The organism is Pseudomonas sp., assembly GCF_049300855.1.
GTDB lineage: Bacteria > Pseudomonadota > Gammaproteobacteria > Pseudomonadales > Pseudomonadaceae > Aquipseudomonas.
The window spans coordinates 30,032-50,840 of sequence record NZ_JBAQKH010000002.1 but is presented as its reverse complement, the minus strand read 5'-3'; the positions used below and the strand labels follow the sequence as shown (position 1 = coordinate 50,840).

Here is a 20,809-nt window from a genome sequence, read left to right as displayed (position 1 = left end):
CTCAGATCAGTTTGATTCGCGCGGGAAGGGCGATGTTTCGCGGTCGGGTTTCGCCGGCGAAAATGCCGATATTGCCGATGAATGTGTCGGAGTCGAATGCCGGGTTGGGATAGGTCGTCGCAATGGTTCCGCTGGTGGGATAAAAATTGACGTCGCTGGAAACACTCCAGACGGTATCGGGGATAGCAGGCGCAGGACGGTTGGAAGAACCCGTACCGGTCGGCAAGTAGTGGTTGTGGCTTTGCAGTGCATGGTTCTGCAAACTGCCAACGACTCGCCCAACATCCATTCCCCGGTTTTCATCGAGGACTCGCAGAAATTCACCGCGAACCTCGGGAATTCGAAAGGTCGACGCACCGTCGCCAGTGGTCCACGCACCTTCTCGGCTAAATCGAGCCGCTTCGGTCGTCAAGACTCCCGATGCCTGGGCGAAGTCCCACAGCCAAGGCCATTCCGCACGCTTGAAAAAGTTACCGTTGAGCAGGCCATAACCGCCGGGATTCAGCGCCATTGTGGTTTCAAACGACGGTCTGCCCAACGGGGAATTGTCGAAGCGTCCAACCGGCCACCAACTGCCGGCGCCGTCACTGCGCAACTGCCACCAGTCACCACCGCCCATCAGCACCAGAAACGGATAGCCGTTCGCTGACAGATGTGTATGAAACCTAATCCGGTCGCCGCCGGATGCCTGGATTACCAACCGGTTAACCGTGTTATCCACACGGCGAACAATAACGTCGCACACACCAAGACTGGCATCCGCAGCGGGAAGCGTGAGGGTCATCGCGCCCGGGCTGCCATCAACCAGAATCAAGCCCAGCTCCTGCGCCGCAAGTAGTTTGGAAGCCGAAATACGGGTGATTTGCGAGCGCATGGGGCTGGATTTGCCAACAATCGATTGAATGGCTTTGAACAATTGGCTGGTATCCGCCTCGGAAGCCACCAACCCACCACCGGTAATCACACTCAGAATTTCCTGAGTCACACTATTGCCCCACACCGCCGGAATCAACGAACCCGGTGTGCCAGCCACCGGGTTTTCATCGACGAAGCGGCCATCGACCAGGCCGACGCTGGGGACGCTTTTTGGATAATCCATAAATCGCTCGTTCCTTTGAAATGACAAATGACCGGCGTCGACACAGCGTCTTCTGCGTGCCTGGCCACGGTCCGTTTTCTGAAAATAAAAAGCCCACAACAAAGTGGGCTTGGGTGACGCTGAATGAAGGTTTTCGGCTTAGCTGGAAAGGCCGCGGGCCAATTCGCGAATGGCGACCAACGCTTCGTCACCAGCGCTGCGCGCCAGGTCCATGTTGCCCTTGGCAGCCTGTGCGCGAATTTGCGCTTTGGCCTTCAGGCGCAATGTCCGCAGTGTCAGCAAATGGTCGGTCAGTTGATCGGCTTTGCTCAGAATCTGCTCGGCGGCTTGTTTGGCAGTGCGTCCTTTGACCACCCACGCGGCGACTGACAGCGGCACTTCCTTTTTCGGGTAACCGGCGTCCTGATAAGCCTGTGCGTCGGCGGCGGCCTGGGCGTACTCCATGGCTTTTAGGGGGTCGCCAGCCAGCGCGGTGCGGATGTTGTCGGCGGTGGCATCGACTTTGGTACACAGACGTTCAGTTTCCTGCTCGTCCAGCACAGCCTGCTTATCGCCGTTCACGACCCACTTCTCACCGTCCCAGTCATGGGCGGCAGAAGGTTGAGGAAGGCGCATTTCGCCGTCGAACTGATGAAGCTCCTGAATAACGATCATCGAATAAGCTCCCACGACAGTTGGACGTTCACGGCGTCTGCAAAGTTGATTGCAATACCAACGCTGTAGTCGGTGATTGGATGACTCTTGATACCCATACTCAGCAACAACTCATCACTCTCGGCGTTCAACTGACCAAGGTTGTGCTCTGCCTGATAGCACTGCCACAGCGAGCGCAGATTGGCATGGTCGAAACTGGCGGCCAGCGTTGAAACCGTCACGTCGTTAACGATGTTGTTGGTGAACAACACACAAGGGGCAATCGTCGCGGGGTTCCAGCCACCAGCATTATTGGAGCTACCAGCGATCATGGGCGACAGGAAGCAATAGTTGCCTCCCGCCCAGCCGGTTGATGGAAACGCGACCGACGTCACCGCCGTCGAGGACGGTGTCGGGTTGCCGGCAACCAATCGTGCAGAACGAGCATGGGGATCCAGTGGCAGGAAAATTGCGCCCGTTCCGTTGACCGTCTGAGTCCAGGTCAAACGAGCACGGTTGTAGAGGGTTCGAACCGTGGGCACCGAGCCCGGCGCACCGGTCACGATCCAGGCCAGGCACATGTCCAGTGCCGTTGACTGGAAGCCGCCACCGGCGGCACCGTTTACCGTTCCTTTCAACGATTCGGGCGTCACGTCATGGATGTTGCCGCGCTGCACGTAGAACGTCAGCGCACCGCCAGAGACTTGCGCGCGTAGAAAGTAATGGCTGCTGGGCAACAGATCCGCACTGCTCCAGGCAGACGTCACAAACGTGCGCGAACGACCCAACTGACCATTCACGACTTCCTGACCGAGGCTGATAAACGTGCCTGCCGCAATCGAAACCCTGCCACCACTGGTGGATGCTGCAGCCGGGCTGACCGTCAGCCGACCATCGGCGGTGGCCACCGTCGGCAGCGGCAACGCCACCAGCGGCAACGCCAGATCCTGATTCCAGCCCTTGGCCGTCACCGATTGAATCGCCTGCAACAGCTGATCGTATTTCTTCTCGTCCGGCGTCAGACCCGCCGCATTGATCACGTTGAGAATCTCCAACGTAACCCCGTTACCCCAATCCGCAGGGATCAGCGATCCCGGGGTTCCGGTCATCGGGTTCTCATCGACAAACTTCCCATTCACCAAGCCGGCGCTGGGCACACTGTTCGGATAATCCATGGCTCATTCCTCCCTAGTCATAATTGATGTGCACCTTGGTATGCGCCGGTGCGCTGCGGTGAATCAGGCATTCCAGCGCCGACCCCGGATTGACGCCGAAGCGCTCGCCCCAGTAGCTCGCGCCGAAACGCCGACCGAGCAGCAAGCGCCCGCCGGTGTTGAGCGTCCACATGAACTGCGCTTCCCACGTGCCCCAGTGCGCCGAGCCGAAACGCGAACGGCCCATGCGCGGGGCTTCAAGTTCGGTAATGGTGGCGTTGGGATAGCCCTGGCTTTTGGCGATTTCGAGGTAATAGCCGACGGCCTGGCTGCCGACCGCGAGCAAGCGTCGGCGTACGGCGAGGCGGCGGTCGTCGAACAGTGGCGTGGCGCCCAGACATGGGTCGGGCAGGTTCATCACCTGTTCCCAGTCCGGCACCAGTTCGCTGACGCCGGCCGGGTCCATCTCGTTGAGCAGATCGGCGGCGCGGGCATCGAGGCGCGCCAGTTCGACGGCGACGCCTTGCAGCACTTCTTCCAGTTCCGGAACACGCTCCGGGTCCCACGCCGGGCCACTGGGCAGCAAGGCGCGCAGTTGCGCCTGATATTGCGCGGCGGTTCTTATGCCCCCCATACGCAACCTCCAAAGGTCAGCAGTTCGCTGTCATTGGCCGTGACGTTGGCCACGGGAGCTGTCAGCACGTGGTCGGTTTCACCTGCGGCGCTACTGATCGCTTCGCGGATATGGCTGATCAACAGATCTTCGCCGAGGTCGGCCTCGCGGTTATGCAAGTCGCGCAGTTGGGTTTCGACCGCCGCGCGCACGGCGCTGGTGTCGGGGGTCAACTTCAGGCGATAGGTCACGGGCACCTGAATCGGCGGACGCACATGCACTTCAGCCGTCACCGGACGCAAGGGTTCGATATAAGCCTGAACCTCGGCCAGTTGCTCGTCGTTCGGCACCGGTTGCGGATCGTCGTCACGCATGATGTACACGCCGACGGTGCCCGGGCCGAGGAAGCCACCACGGCACCAGGCGCGCGTCACGCCGGGCACTTCCAGTGCCCAGGTTTCGTAGTCACTGGCCGAGCCGCCATGGGGAATTACGCGGTAGGAACGGATCACCCGCGAACGCAGCGATTCCAGACTTTCCCGCGCCACACCACCGCTGAGTCCCGGCGCCAGCACGACAAAACTGTTGCCGATCACGCCGGCAATCGGCTGCACCGGTGTCAGCGCCAGCCCGGCGTCGGCATTGCCCAGACTGCCGGCATCGAGCGCGGCGATCGTAGTGGTGTTGCTGCCATTGACGGTCGTGCGCGCGGCGGTGACTTTGTAGGTGCGACCGTCATTGGTTTGCAGCAGCGTATCGGCGTCAAGCACCGCGCCGGCAGTGGCGGTAAAACTGACGCTGCCGGTGGCGACTTGCGCCGGTTTGCGCGGCTGGTTCAGACGCAGCGCGGCAATGCGCTCCAGGGTCGACTCGTCGGCCTTGTCCGGCAGAATCTGTTCGGCAATCCAGTCGAGATAACCGTACAAACCATAAGCCGCACCACCGAGGGTACGGGCCAGCACTTGCGCATCGGACTGGCGCAGCGAATCGCCGGCCAGGTCGCTTTGGGTGCGCTTGATCAGCACCGGCAGCGAAGGGGTTTCAAACGGCATAGATCACCTGCCAACTGTTATCGGGGTTGATGTCCAGACGTTCGCCGTCGGCCAGGGTCAGGACCGTGCGCAGGTTCAGGCGCTGGGCGTCGAGGCGTTCGCTGATGATGTCGATGGCGCTGCAGTGGCCGTCGTCGATCAGCCATTGAAGGGCTTCGCGGGCATAGAACTCGGCGTCCATCTGCGTTTGTCGGGTCAGTTTCACCCGGCGCAGCAGCCATAGCCGCGAGCCGATGCGGTCGTCGGCAACGCTGGGAAACGTGTCGCCCCACCAGCCAAAACGCTCGTCGTCGTCGAGGGCGTCGTCATCGGCGGCGCGGCGCCAGGTGAACAGGCTGATCAGTACGGAGCGGGTCAGTGCAGCGTGGAGATTCGGGCTGATCAGCATCACTTGCCTCCTGCCGGCGCGCCGGTCTGGCCGCTGCCGGCCTGTACGCCGACGTGCACGTGTTTGATCTGGCTGATGCCACCGGCAAGCTGATCGCCGGTGGAAACGATCTTGCCGGTCTGATTGATCACCGGCGTGTCGAAGTTCACCGCGCTGCTGGCGCGGATGTTCAGCGTGGCGGTTTCGATGTCGATGATCCGCCCGCGCTTGAAGTGAATTTTGTCGCCTTCGTCGGTGTAGATCGCCACTTCGCCCGACGCCAGCGATTGCAGGCGATAACGGCGATCGGCAATGACCAGGGCGATGGCGTGGGAACGGTCGCCGCCGATGAACGTGACGACCCCTTCGGCGCCGGCCAGCGGGTGGCTGGTGAAACCGTAAGGTTCAAAGTGCTCCATGTCGTCGTTCACTTCGCCGGCGGTGAGGCGCATTTGCAGCGATTGCAGCTTGGTTGCCGAATTGGCGAGCACGACAGTGCCGCGCGCCAGCAGGCGTGTCAGTAGGCTCATGAATTGTCCTCAAGAGGTGAGGTTGATGCTGATCCCTGTGGGAGCGAGCTTGCTCGCGAAAGCGGTGGGTCAGATACACGTATGCTGAGAGTGCCGATGCCTTCGCGAGCAAGCTCGCTCCCACAGGGTTGGGTGTCAGGCCTGGGGTTTTTTCGGGGGGCTCGGATTGGCATCGAAGGTATGCGGCGGCGCCACTTGCAGCGTGGTCACCGTGCCTTGTGCCGACAGCGAATAAGTGACCTTGGAGATCAGCATGTCGCCATCAAACCCCAGCACCGGATCCGTGACTTTGACCAGCGTGTTGTGCCGCCAAAGATCACCGTTGGCCTGGCGCCAGCCCTGCACCTGATACGTGGTGGTCTGCGCCCGCCCCATACGGGTGGCGCACTCCCACTGGGCGCGTTGCTGGGCCAGTTCGAACGTCAGCGCGGTGCCTTCGTTGATGATGGTGGTGCGTCGACGTTTGAAGCTCAGATCGGTCGCGCTGGATTCAACCTCGCTGACTGCCGCCCCGCTCTTCTTGTCCGAACCTTTCTGCTGGCCGATCACCCGGTATTCGGAGAACACCTGACTCTGATCCAGAGGCGCATTGGCCGACAGAATATTCTTGCCCAGTTCCAGCGCATCGCTGGCCCGACCACCGCTGCCGGGTTTGGCCAGCACCAGCCGGCCCTGCTCGTCATCGGTGGAAAACACTCGCAGCAACGAGAGCAAACGGTCGATCGACTGGAACACGGTTTCACCCGGCACGATCGTGTGCTTGGTCAGCCGTGCAGTCTCGGGGATTTCATTGACCACCATCAGCCCGTACTCCATCGCCAGCGCCTGAACGATGCTCAACAGCGGTTGCTCCTGCCACTGGTTCGGCTGGTTTCTGGCAGCGCAATCGACCAGATCCTGGGTCTTGGAGCTGCCCTCGATGCTCAGGCTGATCTGGCGTCCGTCATAGCTGATCGGCGCCTTGAACACATAGCCGGTGAGCACCAGGTCCTGGCCGATTTTCACCTCGCAGGGGTCACCCGGCTTGATCCGCTGGTCCACCGTCTGCCCCGGCCATTGCCAGGTGATGTCGAGTTTGAAGGTGCGGAACTGGCGCTCCAGATCGGCCGTGATCTCCACGCTTTTCCAGCCGCCGTATTCCATGTTGTTGACCGTCAGCGTGACGCGATTGTCCATTTCGCTCATGGTTCACTCCCCGGAGACTTTCACATCGTTGGGCGAGAAACCTGGATGGTTCATCCCGTTGCGCTGGGTGATCTCAGTGACCCGTGTGGCATCGCCCAGATACTTGTAGGCCACCACCACCGCCGGAGCGCTTTCCTGGAAGGTTTTAGTGACCAAGCGCACACCGGACGACGCGACCGACTTGAGGTGCGCGACCGCCGCATCCTGCAGATCACTGATCAGTTGGTGGTGCGCAGGGCCGGCCTTGGTCTTCACCAGATTCAGGGTCTCGATCAGCGTCTTCTGAATCGCCTGCACATCATCGATGGCGGGCACGTCCGGACGATTGATCGGCTGGTTCGCCTGCTGATCGACGGAAGGTGTCGACGGCAATTTCACCGGTTTGGTGGCCACCGGCATGGATGCGATCCACTGCGCCGCTTTCACGATCAGCGTGTCCTGCACCAGATCGGCCATGGCCTGCGCTGCGGCGTTGGTGTCCTTGCCGGTGGTGATCTTCGGCGCATCAGCCTTGCGGATCGCTTCGAGTTGTTGCGACACGTCGGCAATCACGCCACGGTAGCCCTCCTTCGCGAATTCCTTGAGCTCCTTGATATCGCCGAGCAAACCTTTGAACTCCGCCGCCACTTCCTTGGGCAACTCCTTCACTGCTTTCACCAACTCGGTGATCTGCCGGTACTGCTCGATCAGCGGCTTGAGCTGTTCTTTGATCACCTCATAAACACCGGTCAGGCTGTTACGCAGATTGGCAATGCCGATCCGCGCGGCCTTGATCAGCGTCATCGCCTGTTCAAAACGTGCCACCGCAGACCCCAACAGCGTGTCGGCCTTGGCCAGCAGCACTTTCTGTGTGCTGACGGTAGCGGTCGGAAACGGCAACGGTTGGTCTGGATAGAACTTCAGCGTAAAGGTCACCAACCCGCCGTCCTGGCGGGTGTGGGTCATGTCGCATTCGCCGACCTTGACTTGCAGGCGCCCCAGCCACGGATGCACCAGTTCACCACTGCCCGCCTCCAGTGCCTTGAGCAGCTTGTCACGCTGCTCCAGGCAATCGGCGCCGATGATGAACGCCGTGACATCGTGGATCCTGGCCTGTTGGCCGAGATCTTCGAAGTACGGCAGATCGCGTTGCGGATACTCGTGCAACTGACCTTTGCGACCGACCGGGGTTTTCGCCTGATCAATCCAGAAGCCGACACCGCGAAAGGATGCCGGCAATAAACGGTCACGCCAGTTCATTGGAACCTCCCATCGACAGCGAGCGATAGCCGATGCGCGAAGACAGCGCCAGGCCCGGTTGATTGGTTTGCGGTTGATCGGTGCGCAGCCCCGCCGGCGCATTTTCGAAGCGTACGGTCAGGCCGCCTTCGAGTTGCGTGCGGTTATTGATTGCGCTTTGTTGAATCAGCGCGCCGGAAGTTTGTGGCAGTGTGCTGCTCATTCCTGGCGCCCCGGCAGGCGCCGCAGCGCTGGTGCCGGTGATCGTGGCGAAGAACCCGGAGACATTGCCGCCGAGCAGTTCTTTGACCTGTCCGAAAATACCTTGGAGTCTTGTCCACATATCACTGAACCAGTCGAGAACGGGCTGCCACTTCTGCTGGATAGATTCCAGCGGCGACTGACTGAACAAATCAGCCAAGGTTGCTTTCACCGATTGCGCGTCGGTGTTCAGCGTTGCCCACAAACCGGAGAAATATTCCGTGACGCCATTCCACTTCGCCATGACCGCTTCCACGGGAGCGTTGCCAAACAAGTTCTGAAACTCGTTTTTCAATGGCTGGGCACCCGCCCGGAGTACGTCCCACAGCGCTGAAAAAACCGGTGCCAAGGGTTGCCAGGCGCTTTCGACCATAGCGGTCGGAGACCAGGCGAACGTCGATTTGAGTTGCTCCCAACCGCTCGCCGCAATGCTGTGCATGCTGCCAACCGCATCGAAAACCGTGCTTTGCGCAGAACCCCAGACCGTCGACATGTTGGTTGCCAGCGTGCCGTCGAACAGCGATGTGATGCTCGACCAACCGGTTGCAACTCTGTTGCTCATATCGTCGATGGCCGTGAAGACCGCGCTTTGTGCGGAACCCCATACGCCTGACATTTTTGCTGTCATTGTGCCGTCGAACGTTGACTTGACCGACTCCCATCCGGCCTGTGTTGCCGCATGGGTACGATTCCAGTACCCACTGACGACTTCGTCGGCGGAATTCCACAACGCAGTCATTTTTTCCAGTGGCGAGGTGTACAACCGGGCTTTGAGGCTTTGCAATCCAGCCGCAGTACTGGCGGCTGCACTGTCCCAATAAGCGCCGACAGAGGTGCGAGCCGAATCCCAGGTTTGTTCGATAAAAGCGCCGAATGCATGCAAACCTTCGGACGCACCCGCCGCCAGACGGCTGGCACCGGCGATGGCGTCAGCGCGCATCTCCTGCCACTTCAGCGAAGCTGTGGCACTCATCGAGTCGAACCGTTGCCTTGCGCCCGCGACCATCTCATCCCAGCCCTTGCTTACGTCGTCGATGCCGCGACGGGTCGCATCGCTGATCGACTGCCAGTTCCGACTGAAAAAGCCCGAGATAGCCCCCCAGTTGTTGGTGATCAAACGCGCGCCGATGACGATAATCGCCACCGCCGCCGCAATCGCGGCGGCAATCAAACCGATCGGTGATGTCAGAATACCCAACACACCGACCAGTCCCATCGCCCCCACGGTGACTACCGTGAACGCGACAGCTGCAGCGGCCAGCCCTTCAACAAGAGAAGGATTGTTCGCCACAAACTGGCCAATCGAAGTAATCACTGGGGTGATTGCGGTGACGATGCCGTTCACCGCTGGCAACAACGCGTTGCCAATGTTCAGCGAGATCTTGTCCAGCGCTTCGTTGAACTTTGCCAGGTTGGCCGAGGTTTCCCCCTGTACCACTTTGGGCAGTTTCAGGCCCTTGTTCGCCATGACCTTTTTTGCCAGCGCATCCTGCGCCTCGATGGCTTTCTTGATGCCGTCCTGAAACGGCTTGAGCAAACCACCTTCGGAGATGAACCCGGCGACGTCCAGCGGCTCGAGGCCGCTGTCCTCCATGCTTTTCTTGAATGCTGCGACCTTGCCGCGCAGCCCTTTCATTTCGGCTTCCATCTTCTCGGCGCCCTTGAGCACCACGAGCATGTTGACCGTGACAGGAAAGGTCTGCGGAATCAGGCTCAAATTTGTATTCGCCATCACTGCACCTGCTGCATCGCATTGATCCGTTGCGCGTGCTCCAGCGATTCGCGGAGCACATCCAGTGGCCTGGCCATCATCTGTTCGGGGTCAACCTTCCAGAACCAGGCCAGGTCATAGGCGACGGCGATCAGGTCGGTGATGGCGCCGACGCCGCACTCATGAAAAAACTCGCAACGGCCCAGCTCAGCGCATTGAGGTCAGCCAGATCCAACTGGTTGACCGACGACGGCGGAATGCCGGCGCACACGGCGATGTATTTGGCCGCCACGTCCATGTCGAGGCTGACCTCTTCGCTCTTGTCGATCTTGTACGGCAGCGCCTTGATCGCTCGCACCTCCTGCACCGTCGGACGGCGCAGGACGAGTTCGGTCAGGGGCTCGCCGTGAGCTTCGATCGCAACCTGAAGCTTCACGGCGCCGCTCATTGCCAGGTCCCCTTGATGCCCTCGAATTTCAGTTCGATGGTGGCGTCATCGCCTTTGGAGACCGGTTCTTCAACCAGATACGCACCGGCCAGCACGTAGACTTTGCCGTTGCTGAATTCGCAAGTGACGGTGATATCGGTGCCTTCAATCAGCTTCTTCAGCGGGAAGTCGGCGGTGTGCAGCGCGGTCACTTTGAACGACGGCGCGATGTCGGTTTCCTTGTAGAAGCCGGGTACGACGGTTTCGCGTTTGACTGCCATCAGCGGGGCTTCGCAGCCGCCATTGATGGTCAGTTGTGCGCCGTCGACTTTGACGTAGCAGGTGCCTGCAATCAGTTGACCCATGGTGTTACTCCCTTGCATAAAAAAGCCCACGCGAGGTGGGCTGATAATTTGCCGTCAAACGCGCGGATCAAGCCGCGTCGTCGTACTGCAGACGGAACTGGTTGAGCAGTGCGAACACGCGCAGACCGTTGATGTAATCCGGCGGGAACAGCACGTTCACGCGGCTCGGGTCCTGCACGTCACGCTCGACGATCAGGTGCTCGGCGAACAGCTCGGCGTTCTCCACGTGGCCTTCCAGTTCGAGCTTGGCGTACTGAGCGATCAGTTCACCGCGAATGGTCGCCGGGGTGACGATTGGTTGGCCGGCGCCGAAACGAGTGCCGTCCGATGCCAGTTTGTGCCGGCCGTATTTGCTGGTGATCACGCTTTGCAGACGACGCACGATGAACGCCGACTGGTGCATGGTTTCGCTGTCCAGGTAGGAGTTGTCGGCCTGCCCGTAAGCGTTTTTCTGGTAGGTGGTGATCGAACGCTGGATGCGCACGTAACCGCCCTCGTAGTACGCGGTGGCGATGCCGTAGTTGAGCAGCGACTGACGCTCGGTCAGCGTGAAGCGTTCGCTGGCCGGTGCCGGATCAACACCCGGCAGACTGCCGCTTTGGGTCGGACGGCTGGCGTCGGCGGAAATGAATACGGCGGTGCGTGCAGCCAGTGCGGCGGCTTGTACCCAGAACGGTTGCGGAACGCCCGGTTCCAGCGCCTGAATGGTCATGTGCTGATCGTTACGGGCCTGACCTGCTGCGACCAGCGTACCAACGGTGCCGCGTTTGGCGCTGTAGACGTGACCGAACAGTTGCTTGGCCCACGACCAGCGACCGGTGCTGTCGTCCATCACTGCTTGCCAGGTGTTGAGCGTCGACAGATCGGACCACGGCAGTGCGATGAATTCGAACGGCTCGTCGCCCAGTGCGGCAATCGCCGCCACTTGATCCGGCACACCGGCGCCGCCGGTCATGGCGGTGATCGCAGTGGTCAGGCCAGCCGGGGTGTCTTCGCCGTTGCTCTTGCCCAGGCGATTGAATTGCAGGCTGATGTCGTTACCACTGTCGCCAGTCCATTTGGCGTTCAGGGTGACCACACCTTCGGCAGCGGCAGCGCTGACCGGCAGGTCGGCGCTGGCGTTGATTTTCTGCGCCAGTGTGGTGGCCGCTTGTGCAGCAGTGGCACCGTTGACCACGGTGGCTTGCACACGCACGCCGCCGACATACAGATTCAACACGCCAGCCTGAGTAGCGGTGCCGGTCAGGGTCAGCACGCCTTTGGCGATGGCGCCTTCAGCGTTGTGCAGCGGCAGGCACCAGATCTCGCCGATCGGGTCGGCTTTGCGGAAGGTCTCGTACATCGAGGCGAGCATAGAACCCTGGCCGCCGATGCTCTTGGCCAGTGCAACACTGGAGACCAGCACCAGTTTGCCGACTTCGGTGGGCGCGATGTTGTCGTTGACTTGAGCGACGATCAAACGACGCAGAGTCGAGCTCGCGCTATTGGCGGCCGAGTTGTCCATTTCGGCATAGAACAGCGGTACACGAATGTCCGCGGGGATATTGCTGAATCCGATCGCCATTATTTGGCTCCCTGTGGTTTAGCCGCTTTTGCGGTTTTGAGTGTGATATCGCCGTCGGCCAGACGTCGGCGCCACCAGGCGCTGTCCAGCACTTCACGGCCTTCGAGCGGCAGCAGATCGCCCGCCTCCGGGTCAGGTACGGCGCGGCCAGCGACCGGCAGTACGGTGATGCGATTGCTCATGGGGTTACCTCTGCAGAGAAAGTCATTTCCACGCGCCCATCGGGGCCCGGGCGTTTCAGATTGGGATCGGCCGGGTCGATCGCATCGACCCGTACGGTGGCCCCGTTAAAGGACGACAAACCGTCCAGTTCGCGTTCGTGCCAACTCTCCGCAGGCTGACTCGGCAGATTGCGGCCGAGCTGGAACTCGGCAAAAAAGCGCAGCCGGTAGAAGGCGCGGCTGCTGTTGATCGAGACCATTTCGCCGCCGTCATAGACGATGGCGCTGTAGTCGGAAGCGGGTTTGAATCCCACCAGTGCGCGCCACAGTTCGGCGCGCAGGTCGTGCAACAGATCCAGCGCTTTTGTAGCGTCGGTGGCGTCAAGCACGAGGACGATTTCAAAGCGCTCGCGGATCGGTTGGGTGGTGAGGTTTTGGGTGGTGCTGCTGCTGGCCAGATCGGCGATTGGCAGCACGTGGGCCGAGGGCGTCGGCAGATCCGGGTTGCCTTGCAGCAACGCCAGATCGAGGCCCACCGAAATGTGGTTGGCAAGGCCTGGGCATTGCCCACGCAATTGCGTGAGGATCGGGGTGATCTTCATGGGGATACTCCAGAATGAATGCGATCTGCAGCGCACTGCAAAACCTGTGGGAGCGACGGTGCGACGATTCGACTTGCTCGCGAAAGCGGTGTTTCAGTCGATGACTCTTTTGAATGTCAGATTGCATTCGCGAGCAAGCTCGCTCCCACAGGGATCTTCACCGCTGTGAGATTGAGGAATCAGTCTTTGGCTTCGGCTTTCGGGTCGAGGCACGACGCATCGATCAGGCAGCGATAACTGTTCTCGCGATTGCCACTGGCGGTGACCTTGTCGATCGACCAGCGTCCGCGCATGAAGTCCGGCCAGGTCTCATCGAGCAGCACCAGGCCTTCGGCGGCCAGCCGTGGATCGCCGGGGCAGGTGATCTTCACCTTGAACTTTTGCCGGAGCATTTTGCGCACTTCGCCTTCTCCCACGGCGATGGCATCGGCTTCGCTGGGTTGGTGCTGGCGCAGGATCTTGTACGGCGAAAGCCCGGTTTTGACCTCTTGCAAAATACCCGTAGCAGTATCCAGCCAGCGGGTTATGCAGCCCTGATTCTGCGCCCGCGCAGTCTCTTCCAGCGTGGCGCTGACAAAGGCGTGATCACCCGGCCGATTGTTGCTGGTCACCGACAGGATCACGTTCGCCAGCACTTTGCCGGACAGTGATTTGGTCTGACCGGGTCGCGCCAGCACGTAGATCTGATCGTACGGTTTGGCGACCACGTTGTACTTTGCCGCCAACCGCGTCAGAAAGCCCATGTCGGTTTCGTTGGACTGATCGATATGTTCGATCCGTATCAGCGACACATCCGGGGCAACTCGCGGTGAGAAACCATGCCGCGACACCAGTTCGCGAAACAGTCCGCCGAGCGTTGTTGGACCATGACTGGCGGTGCGGCGCTGCTTGAAACCGGTCTCGTCATCCTTGCTGAACGGTGCAGCTGTGGCCACCAGTGTCAGGCGGAACGGGAACAGCGTCGGCGTCAGCCGTGTCACTTTGAACTGGCCCTTGTCGACCATTTCGGTTTCTCGGTAGCCGACCTTCAGTCCGATTCGGCCTCCGAGGTTCGGCAGCCCGTCGAGGCCTTCAAGGTCCACGGTCAGAGTCAGTTGATCAGACTCGATCCCGGCGGCATCGATGTGCTCCCAACTGATCAGGCGTTGATTGAGCAGCGCCGCGTTTGAGCCGTAGATTTCTACCGCAGGGGTAAAACCCAGTGTCATGCAACCTCCTTAATCCCAGGCTGTGAGCGCTTTGATCGCGGCGGGTTTGCTGTCGAGTTCAGGCAGTACGATCCAGATGCCAGCAGGCAGGACCGGACCGTGCTCGGCCAGAGTCGGGTTGAGTTTCCACAGGGCATCTTCAGCGGCATCATCGCTGCGCCCGGTTTCGCGGTAGAGCAGCAGATTCACCGAATCACCGGCCACGCTTCGAACCTTACGCATTATTGAACTCCGCCAGTTCGATGACCCAATCGACGACCATCGCCGTGCCGTCATCGATGATCTGGGTCTGGGTTTCCTGAACGTTGTTGATCCGCCACAAACCCCAGTTGCGACCGATGCCGTCGATCAGCGGCAGCGGTATACGCAGCGCCTGCAAGTCGCGCAATTCATCCAGCCGATCCATGGCCACGGCGTACATCGACTTGCCGGTGATGGTCAGGGTTTCCGACTTCTGGCCGGTCTGGCTGGATTTGGGTTTGCTGGTGAGGATCTGTATTTCGGTCCAGCCGCCATCGGACTTGCGCAACAACTGGTGGTACGCAAAGTTGCGCGACAGGCCGAAGATGAAACTGCCCAGTGCCATTTGTTGTTTCATCAGGCGACTCCATCGGTCAGGGCTGCGTCACGGCGGGTGGCGAGGGGGTTGTTGGTCAACAGCGGCAGGAACTGGCCGTGGAATTGCCCACTCAGTTGCTCCCCGATGATTGTGCGGATTTGTTCAGCCGTGTCCGGAGCCGGACAGGTGACCTGGATCAGCGGTGAAAAGCTCACCTGCTGGTTTTGCGTCTGCGCGCTCGGCAGTTCTTTGGCGACATCTGCCGGCGGGGCAAGTTTGTCGGAGGCTGGTGCCAGTTTTTCACCGAGCCACGAACCGCCCATGCTACCGATCGTGCTGCCGACGATGCCGCCCACCACGCCGCCGATGGCCGTGCCAATGACGGGAATGAAACTGCCGATCATCGCGCCGGTAACCGCTCCGGCATAACCACCGGCCAGACTGCCACCGGCTGAACCCAGCGCACCTCCGACCATTTTGTTATCGCCTTCCTCCAGCCCCATCAACACGTCGGGAGCCGCGGTGGCCACGGTCAGCAGTGCATTGGTTTTGCTGAATCCCTTGGCCAAGGCTTTGGCGTCGGTGAAACGGCTGCGCAATGTCGGGCGTGGTTGCTCAGGTGCTAGCGGCTCGACAGATGGTGGGTTGACGGAGGCTTTGGGTTTGGCCGGTTTTTGGCGCTTTTTGGGCTTGCCGGTTGTTTCGGGTTTGTCAGTTTTTTCAGGCTTGTCGGACTTGTCGGACTTGTCGGGCTTGCCGGTGTCGCCAGCGCTGGCAGGCTGATCCAGAACATCGATAAGTGGACCGGCGCCTGCCGTCGTCAGCAATTTTGTCGCCGCACCGCGAATGACCGAGGTCGTGGCAGCTTTGATTTGCGCGCCCCGGGACAAGGCAATAACGCCACCCAGCGTGAGCAGGGCCGCCGTCGCCCTTGGCTGCTCCTCGGCAAAGCGGGCCATGCCACTGGCGACAGCATCCAGAGAGACCACCACATCATCGAACGCATTGGTGAATGCACCGCCAGCGGCTGTAAACAACCGTGTGACACTCGCGTCCAGCGCATTGACGCGCCCTTGCGAGGTGCCCCCCAATTGCTCAGCGTCTTTGCTGACTGAGCCGGCGTAATCGAGCTTCGACGGGGCTTGCGGATTCGGCGCAGTCAGCAGACCGAACGCCTTGGTCACGTCCTCAGGTTTTTTCAGCAACTTGAGAATGGCGTCGTTGCCACTGAAGAGGGTCTTGGTCAAAGCCTCCTTCTCTTCGGGCTTCTTGTCCTTGAGGGCTTCCATGACCTTGATGATGGTCGCCGACGCATCGGTCTTCATGCCTGTGGCGACTGCCTCCGGCCCCAGTCCATTGCCAAGCGAAGCCCAGGCAGTGCGCTGCTCATCCGTGGCTGTGTCGGCCTTGGCAAGCACCGTCATCAGACTGTTGAGCCCGGCTCCCGCTGCGGACTTTTCAACACCGCTGTTCAAAAACGCTGCGGCCAGTGCCGCGACCTGCTCCGGCGTGAGTCCGCCGGCGACGGCTTTTTCACCAACATTCTGTACAACTGAGCCGATGTCCGCCGATGTCGCGTCCAGCGTGCTGTGCCCCAGATAATTGGTCGCATCGGCCAGGCTTTGGCTTTTGCCGCGATCAAGATTCATCGCTGATTGCCAAGCCAGCATCATCTCGCTGGCTGATTTCACATCAACGCCGAACGCCGAAGCGTTGATCGCCGCATCGCGGGCGAAATCGGTCAAGGCGGCAACTTTAAGCTCGGGTTGAAGGCCTTCACCTACCCCCGACTTGGCCGCAGCCAGTTGCACCTGCAGCAGATCCACGCCGGTGGCGCCACTGGGAGCAACCTGTTTCTCGCTGGTCATCCTCAGGGTTTCTTGTGAAAGCGCCTGAAGTTGATCCTTGTCCAGTTTCAGCACTCGATTGAGTTCAGACAAAGAGGTCTGCTGTGCCATCGTGGCTTGCATGGCTTTAGGCGGTGAGCGCTGCTCGACCTCTGCCTTGAGCTTTGACTTCGGCTCACTATTGGCAGCCGGGGCCGCCGCCACGACCTTGAATAGCGATTGCTGGCTCACCAACAGTTCGCGCAGCTTGATCTGCTCCTGAGTCAACAAACGAATATCCACGCTTGCCAACGCTAGCGTCAGATTCAAATCCTGCAGCGGTTTGCCGAGGTTGTCGGGCAGTGTAAATCCGCCCGTTGTATTGCCGCCCTCACCGGCGTACGTGAGCGCATATTTGCTCTCTGCCATGCCGCTCTACTCCTGTTTCACGCCAAGGCGAGTGATCGCTATGTCGTAGCGGCGCAACGCCTTTTCGGCGTTCCATTCCAGAATCTCCGCTTCACTTACCGGGTAAATGAGCGGGACGATATCGAGGATTACTTCGATGTCGCGTTCCGAAAGTAGGCCGCCGGCTGGTTTAAAAAATCGTCGATGCGCACCTGCAATTGCGTCCAGTCAGGGACGGTCATCAGGGCCAGATCGGGGATCATCAGGCCGGTGCAATGGGCAGTGATGAACTCGGCGCGTTCCTTGGCCGTTTTCAGTTTCTTCATCACTTTGGTGGCGCGCAGCACAGGCATTTCCAGCGACAGCGAGGTCACGGTGCGGCCGGTCACGGCGAGCGGTTGCAGCAGTTGCACTTCGTCGGGATCGGTGGACTTTTCCGCGTCTTCGACCTTCTCGAGAAAGTACGACGCAGGCTGGGTCGACATCTCATGCACGTACTGCGCGATGCTCACGTAGTCCGGGCGCTTGAGCTGGTCGAGTTCCTTGACCGACAGGCCGGTGGCGAGCAGCGCCAGTTCGAAGAACTGATCGTCTTCGTCATCGCCGGCGCGTTCCAGCGCTTCTTTCTGTGCGGCGTAGAACAGCGGCTTGAGCTGGATCTGGTTGATCTGCGAACCGTCATCGCCGGTGATCGGCGACAACAGGTCATGCTGGGGTGGCATCCACGACATGTATGAATTCCTTGGTGATTCGTTTAGATCCACTGTGGGAGCGAGCTTGCTCGCGAAGGCGTCGGGTCAGTCAACATCGATGTTGAACATCAGACCGCTTTCGCGAGCAAGCTCGCTCCCACAGGGTTTTGTCATTGCCTGTAAGCCGTGGATTACGGCATCAGCACCGCACGCCGCGCATCACCGAGGATGTCGACGCCGTTGAGCACGAACTTCTGGGTGCGCACGTCGATGTCGATCACCGGCACGCCGTTTTCCAGGCGGTTATAGGTGCGGCAGGACAGCTCCAGATTGGTCTTGGGTTTTTCACCCATTTTTACGGCGGTTTCTTCGAGGGACTTCAGCTTGCCGCCGACGGTGTGGTAGGTGAACCAGGTGTTGCCATCCTGATCCTGACCGGCTTCACGCACGTTCAGCAGGATGTCGTCGCCCAGCTTCACACCCAGTGCGAGCATGACTTCGGCGCCGAGACCTTGCAGGGTCAGCTTGGCGTTGAGCGCTTTGCCGCCCTTGGCCATTTCCTCGACGATGAAGCGACCGCCACGCATCTCTTCCACATCGAATTCGATCTTCGGCGGAGTGAATTCTTCAACGGTCGCCGACAGCGGCAGGCCTTGCAGGGTGGCCGCGATGGCCTGTCTTACGCGGTTGGTAAACATTAGAGAACGTCCTCCAGGAACTGCTCGATGATTTCATCGCGGGCGTTGAGTTGATAAACCATGTGTTCGTTCGGCGCGTAACGGCCGTAGTCGATGACCACAAACCAGGTGCCGTTCTTGTACTTCTCGACGCTGTTGAGTTCCGGGTGCAGATACACGCTGCCGCCAGGAATGGTTTCGTCGGCAACCAAGGTTTGCAGCCAGTCGTTGATGCGCTTGACCTCTTGATCCATGAAGGATTTGGTGAGGTTCTTGGCCATGGCTTTCTGGCCGGCCTTGACCAGCTTGCGGCTGATCGCATCTTCGAGGCCGACGTAGCTGATGAACTTGCCGGTGATCGAGCGGTTACCCAGCAGCGAGAAGCCGCCGAGCACGGTGCGGGCGTAGTAGCTGACGCCGTAGCGGTTGAGCAGATCGCCTTCGGTGGAGGTGTCGAGAATGTTGTATTCAACGACCCGCGACACGTCTTCGGCGTAGGTCACCTGGTTGCCCGGGCTCTCCCACTGCTTGACCTTGGCCAGTGCGGCAATCGCCAGGCTGGAAGGCGACAGGAACACATTTTTCTTCGCCGCTTTCGAGTACACGGCCGGCATGTTGTGCACCACCAGGCAACGGTCGAAACCGAGATCGGCACCGCCCAATTCCTGGCTGTACAGCACTTGATCAGCGACCGAGGCGTCCTTGCCGTCCAGCACCACACGGGCCTTGATGCGCTTGCCGAACGAAGCGAACTCGCTGGCCACTGCTTTGGTGCCGGTAAAGCCCGGCGCGCCGATGATGGTCAGGTCTTCCGGGACGCTGCCCAGTGCAGCCAGACCGAGCTTGCGGCCGGTCAGCGGATCAACACCGCCGATCACGTTGTTGACGGTGTCGGCCGGGGTCGCGCCCGCTTCGACGATGACCACGTAGACCGGCACCTTGACCACTTTGAGGATCTGGTAAACCGCGTGGTACAGGGTGCCCTCTTCCGAACCGGTCGGATCGAGCAGCGCGTGGGTGGTGAAGCTGTTGATGCGGAACGGCGCGTTACGCGGAATCAGCGGATCGGCTTTCGGCGCAGTGCCGACCAGACCGATGACGTTGTCACCCAGGCCACCCATGGCCTCGGGGGATTCGGTGGCATTGACGGTAATGCCGTTGTGCTCGAAGTTCAGAACCTCAGCCATATTCAGTCAGCCTTCTTGGCAGCGGCCTTTTTGGCCTGGGTGGTTGGGGTTTTCAGTTCCAGTCGACCGGCGAAGTGCAAGGCACTGGCCTCGACGTCGAGCAGATCAAGGTCTTGACCGATGCTCGACCAGTGCCCACCGCCGGTGGGGAATGGAACGAGTACGGTGTAGGTTTGGCGGGTTGCCATTCGGGTTTCTCCAAAGACGAAAAAGCCCCTTGGTTTCAACAAGGGGCTATCAGTTGCTGATCAGCGGATAAGAAAACGCCCCGTCAGTGCGGGGCGTTTTTATTCAGGCAGGCTAGCGAGCCATTCCGGCGCTGCCGGGCGGTGTTCGCTCAAGGGCAACTCACCGCCCTCCGGCCACAGACGAAGCACATGGCGGTACGTTTGCAACTCGATGTATTGCGCCGGGGTCAGCTGGGTTGGCCAACGGTCCACCTCGTCACGGTGACGGTTGACCACGGGATCAGTGAGCGCGATCTGCTGTTTGCGCCAGTAGCGTTCAATGCTCTCAAGTTCCGCAGGCGTTGGCCCCGGCCGATCAACCAGCACCGGATAGTTATTTTCATTCATGACAATCATCTTGCCGGTAGACAGCCCGTTCAATAACTCGAGCCAGTACTCCTGAGAGATCTCAACTGCATCGCTTGGAATTTCGGTATGAAAGGCAGGATCGTAAAAACCGCCCGTGGAGGGTGCGTAAAACATAGGTTCTTCCTTGTTTGATAAGTAACGACTCTAAGCCACCGCCTGGGTGGCCAGATATGGAAACGCCCCACGGTGTGGGGCGTTTATTGAAGTGCTGAGGTGGGTGTAACTGGGGGCTGGTCTGGCCAACCGTCCTTGAGCATGGCATCGGTGTAGGTGCCGGCAACAACGCTTTCCGACAGAGCCCTTTCCCGGTCAAAGCAAGTCTGAACATGCGATCGAACAGCCGTTGCTACAGCAAGAATTTGCGAAGCAGTCAGTTCGACAAAGCCGTCCACAGCTTTGTAACTGCATTGATAAGCAGGGTTCAACATCGCAGAAACGGCCATGCCAGCAATCAGCGACTGGCTGTCTCGGGAAGTATCGATAGCCACACCCTCGACCACGATTCCCGAACCTTCTCGGCGGAATCGTTCTGCAGTAATCAAAGTCAACTGACGGCTTTTTACCAATTCGCCAGAAGCGAAACCAAACGCGTCTTCCAGTTCTTTTTCAGAAGGTTCATGGTCAAAAAGAATTTCTCCCTCTGCCAATGGCCAATCAGGGGCGACACCTCGAAAGGCTGTTCCCTCTTTTGAGTACGCTCTCAACATGGGTATC

General features: G+C 60.0%; 25 protein-coding genes. All 25 read right to left on the bottom strand.

Going from position 1 to position 20,809, the window contains the following annotated elements; genetic code table 11:
- Position 1: 1 nt before the first annotated feature.
- The 25 genes from WA225_RS00405 to WA225_RS00285 all read right to left on the bottom strand — a co-directional run bounded on the left by WA225_RS00405 (position 2) and on the right by WA225_RS00285 (position 20,802).
- On the bottom strand, positions 2-1,099 hold the full coding sequence (locus tag WA225_RS00405) for a phage tail protein (RefSeq protein ID WP_422606447.1): 1,098 nt from the start codon (positions 1,097-1,099) through the stop codon (positions 2-4).
- A gap of 138 nt (positions 1,100-1,237) precedes the next feature.
- Positions 1,238-1,753, bottom strand: coding sequence for a phage tail protein (locus WA225_RS00400; RefSeq protein WP_422606446.1), 516 nt, complete (start codon positions 1,751-1,753; stop codon positions 1,238-1,240).
- Positions 1,750-2,907, bottom strand: coding sequence for a phage tail protein (locus tag WA225_RS00395; RefSeq protein ID WP_422606445.1), 1,158 nt, complete (start codon positions 2,905-2,907; stop codon positions 1,750-1,752). Before WA225_RS00395 ends, WA225_RS00400 begins: the two co-directional genes overlap by 4 nt.
- Before the next feature lie 13 nt (positions 2,908-2,920).
- Positions 2,921-3,520, bottom strand: coding sequence for a YmfQ family protein (locus tag WA225_RS00390; RefSeq protein WP_110720166.1), 600 nt, complete (start codon positions 3,518-3,520; stop codon positions 2,921-2,923).
- Positions 3,508-4,551 (bottom strand): baseplate J/gp47 family protein, encoded by a 1,044-nt coding sequence (locus WA225_RS00385; RefSeq protein WP_422606444.1) that lies wholly within the window; start codon positions 4,549-4,551, stop codon positions 3,508-3,510. Before WA225_RS00385 ends, WA225_RS00390 begins: the two co-directional genes overlap by 13 nt.
- A complete protein-coding gene (locus tag WA225_RS00380; protein WP_422606443.1) occupies positions 4,541-4,939 on the bottom strand; it encodes a phage GP46 family protein in 399 nt (132 codons plus the stop codon). Before WA225_RS00380 ends, WA225_RS00385 begins: the two co-directional genes overlap by 11 nt.
- Positions 4,939-5,448 (bottom strand): phage baseplate assembly protein V, encoded by a 510-nt coding sequence (locus WA225_RS00375; protein ID WP_422606442.1) that lies wholly within the window; start codon positions 5,446-5,448, stop codon positions 4,939-4,941. Before WA225_RS00375 ends, WA225_RS00380 begins: the two co-directional genes overlap by 1 nt.
- Positions 5,449-5,583: 135 nt before the next feature.
- Complete coding sequence (locus WA225_RS00370; protein WP_422606441.1) at positions 5,584-6,633, bottom strand: phage baseplate assembly protein; 1,050 nt, start codon at positions 6,631-6,633, stop codon at positions 5,584-5,586.
- A gap of 3 nt (positions 6,634-6,636) precedes the next feature.
- Positions 6,637-7,872, bottom strand: a complete 1,236-nt coding sequence (locus tag WA225_RS00365; RefSeq protein WP_422606440.1) for a DNA circularization protein — start codon at positions 7,870-7,872, stop codon at positions 6,637-6,639.
- Positions 7,859-9,844: a hypothetical protein gene (locus WA225_RS00360; RefSeq protein ID WP_422606439.1), complete on the bottom strand. Its 1,986-nt coding sequence runs from the start codon at positions 9,842-9,844 to the stop codon at positions 7,859-7,861. The genes WA225_RS00365 and WA225_RS00360 overlap by 14 nt, the downstream gene beginning before the upstream one ends.
- Before the next feature lie 130 nt (positions 9,845-9,974).
- Positions 9,975-10,271, bottom strand: coding sequence for a phage tail assembly protein (locus WA225_RS00355; RefSeq protein WP_007908778.1), 297 nt, complete (start codon positions 10,269-10,271; stop codon positions 9,975-9,977).
- A complete protein-coding gene (locus WA225_RS00350; RefSeq protein WP_007908779.1) occupies positions 10,268-10,615 on the bottom strand; it encodes a phage tail tube protein in 348 nt (115 codons plus the stop codon). The genes WA225_RS00355 and WA225_RS00350 overlap by 4 nt, the downstream gene beginning before the upstream one ends.
- A gap of 67 nt (positions 10,616-10,682) precedes the next feature.
- Positions 10,683-12,179 (bottom strand): phage tail sheath subtilisin-like domain-containing protein, encoded by a 1,497-nt coding sequence (locus WA225_RS00345; protein ID WP_422606438.1) that lies wholly within the window; start codon positions 12,177-12,179, stop codon positions 10,683-10,685.
- A complete protein-coding gene (locus WA225_RS00340; RefSeq protein ID WP_422606437.1) occupies positions 12,179-12,361 on the bottom strand; it encodes a DUF2635 domain-containing protein in 183 nt (60 codons plus the stop codon). The genes WA225_RS00345 and WA225_RS00340 overlap by 1 nt, the downstream gene beginning before the upstream one ends.
- Positions 12,358-12,942: a phage tail terminator protein gene (locus WA225_RS00335; RefSeq protein ID WP_422606436.1), complete on the bottom strand. Its 585-nt coding sequence runs from the start codon at positions 12,940-12,942 to the stop codon at positions 12,358-12,360. The genes WA225_RS00340 and WA225_RS00335 overlap by 4 nt, the downstream gene beginning before the upstream one ends.
- A 179-nt stretch (positions 12,943-13,121) precedes the next feature.
- The gene (locus tag WA225_RS00330; RefSeq protein ID WP_422606435.1) at positions 13,122-14,150 is read right to left on the bottom strand and encodes a phage late control D family protein; all 1,029 of its coding nucleotides are present in this window, start codon (positions 14,148-14,150) and stop codon (positions 13,122-13,124) included.
- A 9-nt stretch (positions 14,151-14,159) separates the two neighbouring features.
- On the bottom strand, positions 14,160-14,372 hold the full coding sequence (locus WA225_RS00325; RefSeq protein ID WP_150691992.1) for a tail protein X: 213 nt from the start codon (positions 14,370-14,372) through the stop codon (positions 14,160-14,162).
- Positions 14,365-14,748, bottom strand: a complete 384-nt coding sequence (locus tag WA225_RS00320; RefSeq protein WP_422606434.1) for a phage tail protein — start codon at positions 14,746-14,748, stop codon at positions 14,365-14,367. The genes WA225_RS00325 and WA225_RS00320 overlap by 8 nt, the downstream gene beginning before the upstream one ends.
- Complete coding sequence (locus WA225_RS00315) at positions 14,748-16,964, bottom strand: phage tail tape measure protein (RefSeq protein WP_422606433.1); 2,217 nt, start codon at positions 16,962-16,964, stop codon at positions 14,748-14,750. The genes WA225_RS00320 and WA225_RS00315 overlap by 1 nt, the downstream gene beginning before the upstream one ends.
- A 128-nt stretch (positions 16,965-17,092) precedes the next feature.
- Positions 17,093-17,674, bottom strand: a complete 582-nt coding sequence (locus tag WA225_RS00310; protein WP_422606432.1) for a phage tail assembly protein — start codon at positions 17,672-17,674, stop codon at positions 17,093-17,095.
- A gap of 152 nt (positions 17,675-17,826) precedes the next feature.
- Positions 17,827-18,333 carry a phage major tail tube protein gene (locus tag WA225_RS00305; protein WP_016985055.1) on the bottom strand — a complete coding sequence of 169 codons (507 nt, stop codon included), beginning with the start codon at positions 18,331-18,333 and terminating at the stop codon, positions 17,827-17,829.
- A complete protein-coding gene (locus WA225_RS00300; RefSeq protein WP_150646974.1) occupies positions 18,333-19,499 on the bottom strand; it encodes a phage tail protein in 1,167 nt (388 codons plus the stop codon). Before WA225_RS00300 ends, WA225_RS00305 begins: the two co-directional genes overlap by 1 nt.
- Before the next feature lie 2 nt (positions 19,500-19,501).
- Entirely contained in the window at positions 19,502-19,687 is a 186-nt protein-coding gene (locus tag WA225_RS00295; RefSeq protein WP_007908808.1) for a hypothetical protein, read from the bottom strand.
- Positions 19,688-19,786: 99 nt separating this feature from the next.
- A complete protein-coding gene (locus WA225_RS00290) occupies positions 19,787-20,209 on the bottom strand; it encodes a hypothetical protein (RefSeq protein WP_034154902.1) in 423 nt (140 codons plus the stop codon).
- An 83-nt stretch (positions 20,210-20,292) separates the two neighbouring features.
- Positions 20,293-20,802: a DUF4376 domain-containing protein gene (locus WA225_RS00285; protein ID WP_422606431.1), complete on the bottom strand. Its 510-nt coding sequence runs from the start codon at positions 20,800-20,802 to the stop codon at positions 20,293-20,295.
- Between the last annotated feature and the right edge of the window lie 7 nt (positions 20,803-20,809).

Excerpts from the sequence above, each read along its gene's own strand:
- WA225_RS00405 (WP_422606447.1), bottom strand. The coding sequence starts at position 1,099 with ATGGATTATCCAAAAAGCGTCCCCAGCGTCGGCCTGGTCGATGGCCGC.
- WA225_RS00400 (WP_422606446.1), bottom strand. The coding sequence starts at position 1,753 with ATGATCGTTATTCAGGAGCTTCATCAGTTCGACGGCGAAATGCGCCTT.
- WA225_RS00395 (WP_422606445.1), bottom strand. The coding sequence starts at position 2,907 with ATGGATTATCCGAACAGTGTGCCCAGCGCCGGCTTGGTGAATGGGAAG.
- WA225_RS00390 (WP_110720166.1), bottom strand. The coding sequence starts at position 3,520 with ATGGGGGGCATAAGAACCGCCGCGCAATATCAGGCGCAACTGCGCGCC.
- WA225_RS00385 (WP_422606444.1), bottom strand. The coding sequence starts at position 4,551 with ATGCCGTTTGAAACCCCTTCGCTGCCGGTGCTGATCAAGCGCACCCAA.
- WA225_RS00380 (WP_422606443.1), bottom strand. The coding sequence starts at position 4,939 with ATGCTGATCAGCCCGAATCTCCACGCTGCACTGACCCGCTCCGTACTG.
- WA225_RS00375 (WP_422606442.1), bottom strand. The coding sequence starts at position 5,448 with ATGAGCCTACTGACACGCCTGCTGGCGCGCGGCACTGTCGTGCTCGCC.
- WA225_RS00370 (WP_422606441.1), bottom strand. The coding sequence starts at position 6,633 with ATGAGCGAAATGGACAATCGCGTCACGCTGACGGTCAACAACATGGAA.
- WA225_RS00365 (WP_422606440.1), bottom strand. The coding sequence starts at position 7,872 with ATGAACTGGCGTGACCGTTTATTGCCGGCATCCTTTCGCGGTGTCGGC.
- WA225_RS00360 (WP_422606439.1), bottom strand. The coding sequence starts at position 9,844 with ATGGCGAATACAAATTTGAGCCTGATTCCGCAGACCTTTCCTGTCACG.
- WA225_RS00355 (WP_007908778.1), bottom strand. The coding sequence starts at position 10,271 with ATGAGCGGCGCCGTGAAGCTTCAGGTTGCGATCGAAGCTCACGGCGAG.
- WA225_RS00350 (WP_007908779.1), bottom strand. The coding sequence starts at position 10,615 with ATGGGTCAACTGATTGCAGGCACCTGCTACGTCAAAGTCGACGGCGCA.
- WA225_RS00345 (WP_422606438.1), bottom strand. The coding sequence starts at position 12,179 with ATGGCGATCGGATTCAGCAATATCCCCGCGGACATTCGTGTACCGCTG.
- WA225_RS00340 (WP_422606437.1), bottom strand. The coding sequence starts at position 12,361 with ATGAGCAATCGCATCACCGTACTGCCGGTCGCTGGCCGCGCCGTACCT.
- WA225_RS00335 (WP_422606436.1), bottom strand. The coding sequence starts at position 12,942 with ATGAAGATCACCCCGATCCTCACGCAATTGCGTGGGCAATGCCCAGGC.
- WA225_RS00330 (WP_422606435.1), bottom strand. The coding sequence starts at position 14,150 with ATGACACTGGGTTTTACCCCTGCGGTAGAAATCTACGGCTCAAACGCG.
- WA225_RS00325 (WP_150691992.1), bottom strand. The coding sequence starts at position 14,372 with ATGCGTAAGGTTCGAAGCGTGGCCGGTGATTCGGTGAATCTGCTGCTC.
- WA225_RS00320 (WP_422606434.1), bottom strand. The coding sequence starts at position 14,748 with ATGAAACAACAAATGGCACTGGGCAGTTTCATCTTCGGCCTGTCGCGC.
- WA225_RS00315 (WP_422606433.1), bottom strand. The coding sequence starts at position 16,964 with ATGGCAGAGAGCAAATATGCGCTCACGTACGCCGGTGAGGGCGGCAAT.
- WA225_RS00310 (WP_422606432.1), bottom strand. The coding sequence starts at position 17,674 with ATGTCGTGGATGCCACCCCAGCATGACCTGTTGTCGCCGATCACCGGC.
- WA225_RS00305 (WP_016985055.1), bottom strand. The coding sequence starts at position 18,333 with ATGTTTACCAACCGCGTAAGACAGGCCATCGCGGCCACCCTGCAAGGC.
- WA225_RS00300 (WP_150646974.1), bottom strand. The coding sequence starts at position 19,499 with ATGGCTGAGGTTCTGAACTTCGAGCACAACGGCATTACCGTCAATGCC.
- WA225_RS00295 (WP_007908808.1), bottom strand. The coding sequence starts at position 19,687 with ATGGCAACCCGCCAAACCTACACCGTACTCGTTCCATTCCCCACCGGC.
- WA225_RS00290 (WP_034154902.1), bottom strand. The coding sequence starts at position 20,209 with ATGTTTTACGCACCCTCCACGGGCGGTTTTTACGATCCTGCCTTTCAT.
- WA225_RS00285 (WP_422606431.1), bottom strand. The coding sequence starts at position 20,802 with ATGTTGAGAGCGTACTCAAAAGAGGGAACAGCCTTTCGAGGTGTCGCC.